6 protein-coding genes are annotated in these 13,706 nt (G+C 66.8%); 1 reads left to right on the forward strand and 5 read right to left on the reverse strand.

Going from position 1 to position 13,706, the window contains the following annotated elements:
* Window positions 1-8: 8 nt before the first annotated feature.
* The 4 genes from FOY53_RS16765 to FOY53_RS16780 form a co-directional block, all read right to left on the reverse strand.
* Entirely contained in the window at window positions 9-5,405 is a 5,397-nt protein-coding gene (locus tag FOY53_RS16765) for a beta strand repeat-containing protein (RefSeq protein WP_186766644.1), read from the reverse strand.
* Between the two features lie 64 nt (window positions 5,406-5,469).
* Entirely contained in the window at window positions 5,470-7,158 is a 1,689-nt protein-coding gene (locus tag FOY53_RS16770) for a ShlB/FhaC/HecB family hemolysin secretion/activation protein (RefSeq protein ID WP_186766647.1), read from the reverse strand.
* Window positions 7,159-7,420: 262 nt separating this feature from the next.
* On the reverse strand, window positions 7,421-8,500 hold the full coding sequence (locus FOY53_RS16775; RefSeq protein WP_146590994.1) for a ParB/RepB/Spo0J family partition protein: 1,080 nt from the start codon (window positions 8,498-8,500) through the stop codon (window positions 7,421-7,423).
* A gap of 1 nt (window position 8,501) precedes the next feature.
* The gene (locus tag FOY53_RS16780; RefSeq protein ID WP_146590996.1) at window positions 8,502-9,896 is read right to left on the reverse strand and encodes an AAA family ATPase; all 1,395 of its coding nucleotides are present in this window, start codon (window positions 9,894-9,896) and stop codon (window positions 8,502-8,504) included.
* 506 nt (window positions 9,897-10,402) lie between these two features.
* On the opposite strand from FOY53_RS16780, the gene FOY53_RS16785 reads away from it, so the two are divergent.
* The gene (locus tag FOY53_RS16785; RefSeq protein WP_146590998.1) at window positions 10,403-11,596 is read left to right on the forward strand and encodes a replication initiation protein; all 1,194 of its coding nucleotides are present in this window, start codon (window positions 10,403-10,405) and stop codon (window positions 11,594-11,596) included.
* Between the two features lie 6 nt (window positions 11,597-11,602).
* Here the strand turns inward: FOY53_RS16785 and FOY53_RS16790 are convergent, their stop codons facing one another.
* On the reverse strand, window positions 11,603-13,696 hold the full coding sequence (locus FOY53_RS16790; RefSeq protein WP_146591000.1) for a serine/threonine-protein kinase: 2,094 nt from the start codon (window positions 13,694-13,696) through the stop codon (window positions 11,603-11,605).
* Between the last annotated feature and the right edge of the window lie 10 nt (window positions 13,697-13,706).

Raw genomic sequence — 13,706 nt, forward strand, 5'->3', positions numbered from 1 at the left:
CATCAGCGTCACAGCCCGACCGCCCGCGCCAGCTTGATCCCGACACTGTCGACCGCCGCCGCCACGGTGCTGACCGTGGCCGAGCGGATCGCCGCCAGTTCCGGGTCGTCCGCGCGGGCAAAGTTGATTGCCTTGCGGATCTCGGCCGAGGCCGCCCCCATCGCCGCCCGCGCCTCGTTCAGGGCCTCGCGGCGGATTTCGCTGCGCTGCGCCTCGTTGCTGGCCGCGGCCAGACGCGAGCTGGCCCGCGCCCGCGCCCGGTCGGTGCGGATCTTCGCATCGCGCACGATCCGCGCGACGTTTTCCATGCCCGGCGGCAGGTCGGTCGAAATCGCATCCAGTTCATTGGCGAAATCGTCCAGCGCGTCAGACAGACAGGCCAGGTAGCGATCGGCATCGGCCAGGTTCTCGGCGCAGGCATCCGCCGCGATTTCCAGCGTCCCGGCCAGCGACTGCACCAGCGCCAGGGTGTCGCGGGCGTCATCCACCGCCGCCTCGCCGGTCAGCGCCAGAACCAGCTGGATGTCGTCGGTTGCATTCGGCGGCAGCGCCTCGATCGACCGCGTCAGCGGCGCCTCGTTGACCTGCTGGCTGCGGCCCACGCTCAGCGCTCCGGTGCCGTAGCGGATGTCGTAATTCGCCAGCCCGCTGCCCTGCGCGTTGTCAGCGAAGATAAGATAGGGGCTGCCGGCCACCGCCGCGGTGGCCGCGGCGCCGTCGCTGGTCAGGGTCACCCCGGTCACCGCATCCGTCAAAACCAGCCCGTCGGCGGAAAATTCAGTCCCGCCAAAGGTGAACAGATCGCCGAACAGCTTGGACTGGTCGTCCGGCGTGATCGTCAGCGGCGCCGGCGTCACCGCCATCGTGCCGTCCAGCACCACAAGGTCGTAGTTCTCCAGCCCGCTGCCCGCCGCCACCGTGCCCGAGATCGCATAGGGGCCGTCCACCACCGTGGCGCTGTCCACCGCCCCGGCGCTGGAGAGGTCCAGCCGCGTCAGCACGTCCGAGAACAGCAGTCCGGGGTCGGCGAACTCGGTGCCCGCAAAGGCAAAGGCGGTGCCGTAGACCTTGCTCTGGTCGTCCACCTGCACCTCGCGCGGCAGCGGCGTCACCGCCAGGCTGCCGGTGCCGTAGGTGATGGCGTAGTTGCCCAGCCCGCTGCCCAGCGCCGCCGTGGCGGTGATGTCATAGGGTGACAGCCCCACCCCCGCCGTCGCGGCGGCGCCGTCGCTGGCCAGGGTCACGCTGCCGACGCTGTCGGCGAACAGCAGCCCGCTCGACGTGAACTCGGTGCCGGCAAAGGTGAACAGATCGCCGTAGGTCTTGGACTGGTCGTCCGGCGTGATCGTCAGCGGCGCCGGGGTGATCTCGGCGTCGGCGCTGCCGGTGACGGCGCGGTACGGCTGTCCCAGCGCGCTGGTCAGCGTGCCCAGCGACACCGTCACGCTTTGGGTGCCGACGGTGAAATCCGAAAACACCGGCGCGTCGAACGCCGTCGAGGTGTCCAGCGTATCGCCCGTCGGGCCAAAGACATAGGACCCCGGCCCGCCGAACACGGTTCCGGTCACACTTGCACTGCCGGTGGTGCCATAGGTCAGGGTGATCGGATCCGGCAGGGCAAAGACCACCGGGTCGATGCTGTAGAGCGCCGGATAGTTGCCCGGGGCGCCCGGCGCCCAGACGGTGGAAAAGCTCCAGCCACCGGCCATCGCCGTGGCGCGGAAACCTTCGGTGTCCTGAAATTCGGCGGTGCTCAGTCCCGTGCCATAGGCTGCCGCCCCGCCGTCGGCCTGCCCCGAGGTGTCCAGATCCCAGAAGCCGCCGGTCAGCGCGGTCTCGGGCAGCGGCGGCACCAGGCTGGCATCACCGTTCACACCGATCAGACCGCCGGTCAGCGCCGTTCCCGTCCCGGAGGCCGACACCAGCGCATTGCTGAAGACCTGCGAAATCGTTCCGCCCGAGGTGGCCCCGGCAAAGCCGCCCACCGCCTGCAGCCCATCGGTGGTGCCGCTGACCGAGGTGTCCAGCACATAGCTGTCGCTGATGGTGCCGTTCAGGTTCAGACCGGTGTGCCCGCCCACCGACAGGGTAATTCCGCCCGACGACGCGTCCACCGGACCATAGGCCGCCGTGCGCGCGATGTCGCCCTGGTTGGTGCCGGCAAAGCCGCCGACATAGGCGTCGCTGGTCGATGACGGAAAGCCCGCGACCGTCTCGGTGAACGCCACCGGGCCATCGGCATAGGAATCAGTGATGCTGTTACGGTTGTCCCCGACAAAGCCACCGATGCTCAGATCGTCGCCATCGGCGGCGTCGACGATCACCGCGGCGGTGGAAACCGACTCGCTGATGGTTCCGGCCCGGCCGCTGGAATCGCTGGCCAGCAGGTTCGCCCCGGCAAAGCCGCCGGTGTCGATCTGCGCCCCCGCGGTGCTGACAAAGACGTTGCCGTCCGCCCTGCCCTGACTTATCGGGCCGATGTTTTCACCCACCAGCCCGCCGACCCGGCCCGGTTCACCCGGCGCCGTGAACGCGGTCGAGGTCACATCGACATCGCCCAGCGCCTGCACGTTGAAGATCGGCTCGGTCAGCGCATAGTTCAGGGTATAGCCCAGCAAACCGCCCACCACCGGCGCCCCGCCCGTGGTGACGTCGATGTTGCCCGCCGCAAAGGAATCCAGAACCGCGCTCTGGTTGTGCCCGACAAGCCCGCCGACAAAGATCCGCTCGCTCCCCGTCATCGTGACGAAGATGTCCATGAAGCTGGCGGAATCGGAAATCGGGTCGGTGGTCAGTGCCCGGCCCGCGAGCCCGCCGACGCGGGTATCACCGGTGCCGGTCACCAGGATCGTACCGGTGGAGGTGCTGTCCGCGACCAGCCCGAGGTTGCTGCCGACGACGCCGCCCACGGCCCGGGTGCTGCTGCTGCCCGGCCCGCCGTTTGACGTGACGGTGCCGGCAAAGCTGCTGCCGGTGATCGCGCCGTCAAAGGTGCTGCCGACCAGCCCGCCGACATACTGAGAGATCGTACTCGGGTTTTCCGAGGTCACAGTGCCGGTAAAGCTCGAATCAATCAGGTCGCTCTGGAACAGGTCACCGACGAGTCCGCCAATCGAATTCACCTCGTTGAACCCGTCCCCGACGGTGCCCGTGACGCTGATGGTATCAAAGGTCGAATTCGAGGCACTGCCAACCAGCGCGCCGGTTTCAAAGCCGCCCTGAATGTTCACGTTGCTCAGGTTCAGGTTGGAAACAGTGGCACCGTTGGTGGAATCGAACAGCCCGGCATTGGCCAGTGACGACGATGAACGCTGGCCCCGGTCGATGAACAACCCGTCGATTGTGTTGCCCTGCCCGTCCAATGTGCCGGAAAAGGGGGTCGCCAGACCAATGATCGGATCAAACCCGGTCGGGCCTTCGCTGTTGGCATTCCACAGTGCCGTACCGGTGGCGTCGATGGGGTTTGCCAGCACAAAGTTCTGATCCAGCAGGCTCTGTGAATCAATCCCCTGCACCCCGTAGATGTCGGTCAGCTGGTAGGGATTGGCCAGCGTGCCATCGCCCCCCGCCGCGCGCAGAAAGGTCGACTGGTCCGACAGGGTGAAATTCGCCGCCGAAAACGCCGACAGCACCGGGGCATTTTGCTGCCAGCTGCCGTCACGGCTGCCGAACACCGCATCCATCGAGAAGTTCTGCACGTCGACCGTGCCGCCGCCGCCGGTCTCGGTCACGGCGGCGCCGTTGACGAACAGGTTGGTGGCCGTGGCCGAGAAACTGGCCACCGTGACATCGCCGCCACTGTTCAGCGACACGCTGCCCGGCGCGGTCAGCACAAAGCTGCCGCTGGCGCCGTTGACCGGGGCGTTGACAGCAATGTCGCGGTTGGATTCGAATGTCAGCATGTTCGCCGTCAGCCAGTCGATCTGCGCCGCGACGGTGATGTCGCCGTTGCCGCCCAGACCATCCCCCGGCGCGCCGGTGCGCACCGTGACATTGCCCATCGCGAGGTTGGCCTCGAGATCGTTGACGTTGATCACCGCTGTGGGGAAACAGCAGCTCAGCGATCCGTCGGGTTCAAAATCATTGCCGTTCTCGAACCGCGGGGTGGTCGGCAACGGCTCCTGGATGGTGACATCGACAGGGTCAAGCAGCAGGGTGCCCGCCGCGCCTTCGGGCGCGCGGGTGTCGACCCGGCCGGTAAAGTCCAGCATCTGGCGGCCCGACACTTCGACAAAACCGCCATCGCCGCCGGTCTCGCCGCCGCGCGCCGCGATCTCGCCGTCAAATTCTGTATACAGGTCTGACCACAGGATGATCCGCCCGCCGTCGCCCTCGCCGGTGGCATTGGCGCTGATCCGGCTGGACAGGTCCACGCTCAGCCGCTGCGCCGTCTGCAGGGAACCGGCGCCCTGATAGTCGCCACCGATGCGGATCTGCCCGCCGGACGCGCCGCTGGCGTCGATATCCGCCCCGTCGAGCAGGATCTGCGCGCCGGTGATGGTGATGTCGCCGCCGTTCGGCCGCAGTTGCGGGCGCAGCGAGGTCTCCACCTGAATGCGGGCGCGCTGCGGCTGTGGACGTGGCGCCCGGGCCTGGGTGGTGACGCGGCCGGTGACCTGCACCGTGCCCCCTGCCCCGCCGCCCAGAATGATGGCGCCGTTGCGCACCGACACCGACCGTGCCTCGGCGACACCGCTCAGATTGATCGCCCGCCGGGCGGCATCCCGGGCCGTGGCGGCCCGCATCTCGATCAGCCCGCCCTCGGCCGACACCCGGCCCGAATTCTCGATCAGCGCCCGCATCTCTGCATCGTCGGAGGCTGAGGGAATGGCCACCTGCAGGAACTGGTCGCCCGACAGGTCAAGCGTCACCAGCTCGCCCGCGGCGAACCCGATCCGCCCCAGCGGCACCGTCACCCGCCCGGAATTGCTGACCCGCCCCCCCATCAGCGCCGCATAGCCGCCGCGCCCGATCCGCACCGTGCCGGCATTCTCGACCGGCGCGGCGGCGCCATTGCCCTCGAAGCGCAGCTTGCCGGCCATGAAGTCGGAATCCCGGGTGTCGAGGGTCGAGGCGACAAACCCGCCCCCGGCCGAGACCGTGCCATTGCGTCCGATGAAGATGCCGTTCGGGTTGACCACGAACACCTGTCCGTTGGCCGTCAGGCTGCCGTGAATGCGACTGTCTTCGGCCCCCGTCACCCGGTTCAGGATGGCGGAACCGGTGCCCGGCTGCTGAAACCCGACATGCCCGCCCTGCCCGATCGAAAAGCTGTCCCAGTTCACCACGGCGCGGTCGCTGTGCTGCTGGATGATCAGGCTGCCCGCCACCGGCGCGCCGACATCCACCGTGCCCTGCGCCACGCTGGCGCCTGTGGGCAGGGTCACGTCTGAAAAGGCTGCCATCGGCAGCAGCAGGATCCAGGCCCCTAATATCAGGCCGTCATACCGGAGTCGGGTCGCTGTTCTCTCAGAAACGGAAATTTCCTGAAATGCTGAATCGTGTCTCATCCGAGCCATGATCCCTCTCTCCCCTGGCAAGTTCGGCCCGCACGGAACTGGACCGAAATCTGGAATTTGTTTGTGAAATAATATCCATGCCGATGCCGTATGACGTTGCCGCTTCGTAGCTGTGTTCGACCGCGGTAGGCCGTTCAATCTTCACCCCGCCGGCACCGGCAAAAACATAGGGGCTCAGCACAAGCGGCACACCGGAAAAATCCACCGGCTGCTGCATCGTTAGTTCTCCGCGCACCCGCCAGCCGCTGTCGCCGCGCAGGTCTCCGGAATCAAAGGCCGAGAGGTCGCGCGCCCCGGCAATGGTGATCTGTTCCGAGGTGAGCAGAGCGTCACCAAACGACGTCTGCACCCGCCCCGACAGTGACAGGATCACCCGTTCGGACAGCGACCGCTGGTGAAAGCCGGACAGCGACAGCTTGGTAAAATCGCTGTCCGCCCCCTGGCGCGACAGTGGCGTGGACCCGGCCGCATCCGCGGCGCTGCGGGAATCAAAGGCGTCGATGCCCTGCGACAGCACCGCCGTGCCTTCGGACAGGGCGTTGTCCTCGTGCACATAGCTGGCGCTGGCGCTGGCACGCAGCACCGAAATCCGGTCTTCGTAGATCGGCGTGCGGGTGCCGCCAAAGATCAGGTCCTGTTCATCCTGCTGCAGGTCCAGCGCGAACTGCGTGGTCAGGTTGAACTGCCGCGACCGCACCCAGGGATAGATCAGCCGCACCGACTGCCGGTCAAAATTCGACCGGGTCGGCGCGGTCTTGTCATCGGGTGTGGTGTCGCTGGTGGTCAGCTCGACATTGAGGCTCAGACCCGAGGCGCCCAGCGGCACCACCGCACCGACGGCAAAGATCCGGTAGCGGGGATCCTCGTCAAACAGCAGTTCCGGCGAGGCCGAGAGCCGACCGTAGAACGACTCGCCCAGCCCCAGCGGGCTGTTCAGTTCGACCCCGGCGTTGAGCACATATGTTCCCAGTTCTTCCGAGGCCAGGTTGTCGACGCCGACAAAGCCGGTGACGGTGCGGAATTCTCCGTCCAGCATCACCACGGTGCCGCCGGGCTGCTGGCCTGCGGTGAGCGCCGATCCCAGCGCCACACCCGCCGTGTCCCCCGCCAGCAAAAGCTGCCGTTCGAGGTCCGACAGGGTCACCCCCTGGTCGTTGACCAGTGGCCGTGTCAGCTCCTGCACCCGGGCGCGGACATTGGCCGGCAGGGCAGAGGCATCGACGGTTTCGACAAAGCCGTTTACAACCGTGACGCGCAGCACCCCACCGTCGCGCAGGCTCTGCTGCGGCAGCACCACCCGCGCCAGCACAAAGCCGGCATCGGCATAGGCTGACTCGAGATCGGCAACGGCGTCGAACAGTTCCGACACCGGAATCCGCCCGCGGGTCAGACGGGTTTCCAGCGCGGCATTCGCCGTCGCCATCTGCGGCAATCCATCTTCGAGCCGCACCCCGGACAGGGTGATGCCGATCTGCTCGGCCCCGGCTGGCGCCTTGGCTCCGGTTGCCCCGGAAAACACCACGGCACCGTCAAGGCGCTGCAACTGCGGCTGAAAGCTCGGCGGGGTGACGGAACTGGCGGTTTGGGCCATGACGCCGCCGCTGAAGGCCAGGCTGGTCACAAACAGGGCTGTCACCATGAGGCGAAGTCGCGGGAAAGCGCGTTCTGGCTGACTTGTTCCGATCACCATGCGGTCGGCTCCATCCCGTAAAGATTTTAAATCGCGCACCTGAAAAACCCGAAAAGACACCGGTATTCTCCGGCCTCCCTTACGTCAGGCTAGGCGCGTCAATCCCTTCAATGCAAGGATTTTCTCGGGGCGGGTTCGTATCCTGACGGTTGTGTGTCCCGGACCCGCACGGCCGGTGGTCTTTGCCGTGGGTTTCGCCGCGAAACCGGGTTCAGGGTTCCAGCAGACGCTGGATCTCCGCCATGATGGCATCGACCATATCGGCATCGACGCGGCGGCCCTCGAGGCGAATCAAATAGCCCTGGCTGTCCGAGATCCGCCGCAGCACCACGCCCGAGCTTGTCTCGATCCGGGCAGGCCCCTTGGGTTCGGCCCGGGGCCGTCCCCCCCGGGCGCGGTCGCGCGGTTGCTCTTCGGTGGTGGCGATGATCCGCTCCAGCACCGCCCATTCGCCGACCGGATCACTGCCCTGACCTTCGGCCAGGGCGGCCCGCAGCGCCTGCCCTGCATCCGCCCGCAGCGCATTGGCCAGGCGCAGGCCCTGGCGTTCGGTCAGCGCCTCGGGAAAGCTGAGAAGATCGCCGATTTCCTCGAAGATCTGGGCAAAGCTGCGCACCTTTGAGCGTTTTGACTTGGAGGCGGCAAAGAACAGCGCGTCAACCGCCTCGCTGACCGAGGCAAAGGCGCCGTTGTGGGCGGCGATCGCCGCGATGCGGCCGCGTTCGAAATGGCTGAGGTTGGCGCGGATCTCGTTTTCCTCGACCATGGCGATGAACCCGTCCGAGATGTCGCGCGGCGCCCGCAGCACGGCGCGGATCGTGGCATATCCCGGGTCGCCAGTCCGGGCGTGCAGACCCCGCACCGCCAGCAGGCGGCGATAGCCCGAGAGCAGGGCATAGCGCAGCTCGCCCTCGGAATCGGCAAGCTCGTAGACTTCGATCGGCAGACGCAGCCCGTTGGCGGCGATGGACAGGCGCAGTTCTTCCATCTCGGCCTCGCCGATCACCGCGCGGTCGCGGATCAGCGAGTCGGTGGCGATCGCGGCCAGCGGCAGTTCCAGCATCACCAGCCCCTTGTCGCGGGCAGCGCGCAGGGTCTCGGCATCCGCCGTATCGCGGGCCTGACGCGCCCGGGTTGCAGGATCCGCCACCGGCGCCGACTGGGCCGCATCGGCGGCCACCTGGGCAATCGGCGCCATCGCCGAGCGGGTGGGGGTTTCGCGGCGAAACTCGGATTCGAGCTGCTCGAGCGCCTCGGCGCTGGGGGTCTCTAGCTTGCGGCGGCGGGCCATGTCATGCCTCCTTCTGCGCGTCGGTTTCGGCCATCTGGGCATCGCGCCACCAGATGCCCAGCAGGATCTCCTTGACCTCGGCCCAGGTGCGGTCGAACGTCTCGCGGCCCCGCACATAGGTGTCGCGGTTGAAGCCGCGGTAATCGGCCTCGTAGATGCCGCTCACCTGTTCGCCGGCCTGTCCGACCATGGCGGTGAAATCCTGTCGGTAAGTGGTCATGAAGTCCCCGAAATAGGCCTGGATCACATTGGCCAGATCGGTTTGCTGCGCCGCGTCAAAGCGGGTGATCAGCGCCCGCACCGCATCCCATTCAAAGCGCATTTCCGGCAGGCCATCGCGGCGGCGCGAGGCATTTTCGCCATCTTCGATGCTGGCGAAGGTGGAATAGAGCATGTCAAAGAACCGCCCCGTGCTGTCGAACTCGAGGAACGACGCCCCCAGCGGCACCAGCAGGATGTCGGCCGCCGCCAAGGCGTTGATGGTGAGATAGCCGAGGGCAGGCGGGGTATCGAGGATGATGATGTCATATTCGTCCAGCAGGCGTTCGCTGTCGAGAAACCCGGTCAACGCATCCCAGAGCGGCCAGTTGCCCGACTGCATCCGCCAGACCGGCACCTGGAACTCGGCCCAGTAGAGGTTGAGCTGGGCGCCGATCAGGTCGATGTTGGGCCAGTGCGTCGGCTGGATCACCTGCCGCGCCTCGAAGGTCAGCGCCTCGGTGAGGGTCTCGTCCAGCGGCAGCGGCGGCTGACCGGCGGCGGCACGGACGGCGTTTTCCGATTGCAGATGCAGCGCATAGTGTTTGGCCAGCAGCGGAAAGGCGGTCATCCATTCATCCGCAACCTGCCCGCCCATGATCGAGGTCATCGACCCCTGGCTGTCCAGGTCGATCACCAGCACGCGATAGCCGTCCAGCGCGGCGGACATCGCCAGATGCGCGGCGGTCGAGGTCTTGCCGACGCCGCCCTTGAAATTGGCCACCGCCAGCACCTTGGCCGGCACCCCCTTGGGCCGGTAGGGCCGGTATTCGCGGGTGGCGACGCCTTCGGTGGCGAAATGCGCGCGCAGGCGCATCACCTCGTCCAGCGTGAACCACTTGGTGCCGCCATCGCCGGTGCCCTGCGGCAGATCCTCGTGGGTCTTGAGCACCCGGCGGAAATGCGCGGTGGCGACGGGAATCAGGTAGCGGCACACCTCCCATGTCGAGAACTTGCGCAGGTGTTTGCGCCCGTCCGGGGCATAGCCGCGCCGGGCGAGATCGTCGCGGCCCTTGGCGGCGAAAGTCGCGGCTTTTGCGAATCGTGCGGTGTTGATACCGTCCGAGAGCTTTTTTGCGGCTTCGGCCGGATCGATGTTGAGATAGGGGGGCGGAGGGGTTTTGCCTGTCTGGACCATGTACCTGACCTGATGTGCGTATTTTTCTATGCTCTGGCCGCGAATATCGCACATGGCGGACCATAAGGGAATCACCGAAGCGGATTTCAGGCAGTATTCGTCTCTGATTGGGTCAGAATGCAGCGGACAAAGGTTAAGATTCTTATCAGACTTTAGAATCTTTGTGGCTGAGAATATATTTGATTGCAGTGGCTTGACGGTCTTTGGGGACCCGGATACAGGAGCAAGGGCACCAGTCTCCGGGACAAAGGGGATCCGTTTGCAGGAGATCGGGCACCGATTCGCGGGAATTGCGGCACCCATGCACGGGTTGCGCCTGATAGAGCCTGTTTTTCCACCCAGACGCCAGCCGCGCCCAAAGCTCTGTCCCGTATCCGGGTGCCTTTGCACCGCTGAGGTACCCGGATACGGGAGGGCGAAGCGGCGCAGACAGGCACCTGCATCAGGCTTGATCCCGGGTGCCTTTCTGTGGGATATTCGCCGCAAAGCAGAGGCAGAGCAGGCCCATGGACGACACACTGAAAGACACGCTGACGGGGGCGCTGCGCCGGGACAGCGTGAAAAAGAACGTGGCGGCGATTCACGTGTCGGGCAAGCTGTCGCTGTTGCAGCGCAAATTGTCGAACGTGCTGCTGCTGAACGCCTATGACACCCTGACCAGTCAGCAGAGCCACCGCATCGACGCGCGCACGCTGTGTGTGATGATCGGCTACAACTCGAACGACATGGATACCCTGAAGGCCAGCTTGCGCGGTCTGGCCGAGACGGTCGCCGAGTGGGACATGCTGGACGACAGGGGGCGGCAGGAATGGGGAGTGTCGGCGCTGCTGAGCTATGCGCGGCTGCGCGGCGGGGTCTGCGAATATGCCTATTCGCCGGCGCTGGCCGAAAAGCTGCACGACCCCAAGGTGTTCGCGCTGATCAACCTCAACATCCAGCGCAAGTTCACCGGCGGTCACGCGCTGGCGCTGTATGAAAACTGTTTCCGCTTTGTCGGCGTCGGCAGCACCGGCTGGCTGCCGCTGGACCTGTTCCGCCGCCTGATGGGGGTCGAGGACAGCGCCTATTACCAGACCTTCAAGCATCTCAATGCCAAGATCATCAAGCCCGCGGTCACCGAGGTCAACAAGGTGAGCGATATCCTGGTGACCCCCGAGACCCGCAAGCAGGGCCGGGCGGTGACCGACATCCGGTTCCTGATCAAGCGCAACCCGCAGCTGGCGATTCTGGACATCGACGACGGCACGGCGGTGCGGCACGGCGTGACCTACAAGGCGCTGCTGGCGCTGGGGGTCAGTGATCGTCTGGCGCGGCAGTGGATCACCGAACATGGCGAGACCTACGTTCAGGAAAAGCTGGCGCTGCTGCGCGGGCGCGACGGGGTGCGCAGCCCGGTGAAATATCTCAGCGCCGCGCTGCGCGAGGATTACGCCGCTCCGGATGCCGCCCCGGCCGCTGTGGCCCCTGTGGCCAGCCCGGCGCAGCAGGCGCGGGCCGAGCGGCTGCGCCGGGTGCAGGCGCTGGTGGCGGCGCGCAGTCCGACGCAGCGCGATGCGGACCGGCGGATGTTCAGCTCGACCCTGGGGGATGCCGGGGCGCGGTCGGATTTCGAGCGGCACGGCTGGATGTCGGCGCTGAATGCCCAGGCGATCCTGGCGTTCTGGCAGGAGCTCGAGCCGGAGGCGTTCGAGTCGGTGTAGGCCCGCTCAGGGCCGCGCGTCGATGATGCGCGACGCGACGCCGATGATCTGGTCCGAGCGCCCGGCAAGGGTCTCGGCCAGCGCCTCGGCCAGCGAGCTCACGCTTTCGTCGCGCGGGCGGCGCATGTCGAACAGCGGGCTGCGCGACAGGATGGCAATGACCTCGGACTTGCCGTAATCGCCTTCGGTCACCTGCATGGCCAGCCGCTTCGGGTCGGCGGCGAATTCCGCAAGCGACCAGAGCACGCGCACCCGGCGCAGCCCGTTCTGCACGCTTCCAAGGTCGTCCACGCGGTGCACGGTGTGGTTGACGTTGGGCAGGACGTGAAACACCTTGCCGGTGTTGTCCACCACCATGACCCAGAGCGAGGCATCGGTGATGTCAGCGGGCAGTTCGATGTCGACCACCGGATTGTCATTGGTGCTGAAGACGCCGGTGAGCGCCTGTTCGCCGGTGTCGCCGCGGCTGAGCCGGATCGAGACGGCGCCGGGCGGCGCGTGCGGCAGGACGGCGCGGATGGCGCAGAGATCGTCGTTCAGGGTGCTGGTTTCGACCCGCAGGCTGCGGTCGCCGATCAACGGTGTCAGGGTGTCGCGGATGGTTGCGGCATCGTCGGCAGCGGCAACATCGCCGATCAGCGTGAGGGTGTCGCCCAATGCGTAGGGCGGGCCACCGGCGTCGAGCTGCAGCAACGGGCCGCAGGTGGCGAGCCGGGCCAGAACCGGCTCCAGGCTGGCCCGATCCAGTGACTCCGGCCCGGCGGCAATGGCTGTGGTCAGGGTGATGTCGGCACTGTTCTGCCAGCCGGAAAGCGCGCCGGTCAGCCCGTCGCGCGCCGGGGCATCCGGGGCAAGTCCGTCGAGCCGGGCGCTGGTGCCGGTGACGGTCAGTTCCCAGCGGTCAAGCGGCGCGAGCAGCGCCAGCAACGCGGCGGTGTCGCGCGGCCAGCCGGGGTAGGGCAGGCCGGTGGCGAGGGTCAGCGCGTCCGCCGACAGGCTGCTGCCGGTGGCGTCGTTCATTGCTTGGGCCAGGGCCTCGGCCGCGGCGGTGTCAGGTGCGTGACCGTCCAGCCGGGCGGTGCCGTCGCGCAGGCCCGCGGCCAGGGTGTAGGGGCTGACGACCGGCAACGGCGGCGGAAACAGACCCTGCACCAGCCCCGATGCCCAGATGCCGACGCCCGCGACGGCCAGTGCGGCGATCAGCGCGGCCGCCTTGAGCGCGGCGCCGCCGCGCCGTGTCGCGGGTGCCTGGGTGGTGGCGTGGGCGTCGGGTTTGAGCCATTGGTCCAGCCGTTCCAGCGCCGCTTCGGCGGTGGCAGGCCGCTGGTCCGGATCCGGTGCGGTGAGCCAGTCGACCAGATCGCGCAGGGGCTGGCCCAGACCGGAGGTGTCCAGCGCGTCGCGCTTGAACCGCACCACGGCGCCGGGATTGGTGCCGACATCGGGCACCTCCTGCCGGGCCACCGCCAGCAACGAGGCGCCAAGGGCATAGAGGTCGGTGCGGAAATCGGCATGGCCTTCGAGCTGCTCGGGCGCGGCATATTCGTATTTGCCGGCAAAGTTGGTGCCGACAATGGTGCGCGCTCCGGTGGCGGTGTCCTTGGCGATGCCGAAGTCGATGATGGTGGCACGCTCGGCGGCGCCGCCGCGCAGGATGATGTTGTCGGGCGACAGGTCGCGGTGCACGATGCCCTGCGCATGGGTCGCCACCAGCCCGCCCAGCACCCGGTGCGCGACGATCAGCAGTTCCCGCTCCGTCACCCTGCGCGTGTACATCAGATCGCTGAGCGAGACCCCTTCGACATAGTCCATGACGAGGAACACATGGCCTTCGTCGGTGCGCGAGCATTCCGAGTAGCGCACAACCGAATCGTGCAGGATGCTGCGCATCTGCTCTTCGCGCTTCATCAGTTCGACATAGTCGGAATTGCCCGAGAACCGGGCGTTCAGCGCCTTGATCGCCAGGGTGCGTTCCGAGATCTGGTTGAACGCGAGATAGACCTCGCCGGTGCCGCCGCGGCCGAGAATGCCGCGTATCTCGTAGGTATTGTTCAGCACCTGGCCGGGCCTGAAAATATCCGAGGGCAGGGGGTCCTTCATCAAAAACCTC

The organism is Puniceibacterium confluentis, assembly GCF_007923445.1.
GTDB classification, from domain to species: Bacteria; Pseudomonadota; Alphaproteobacteria; order Rhodobacterales; family Rhodobacteraceae; genus Puniceibacterium; species Puniceibacterium confluentis.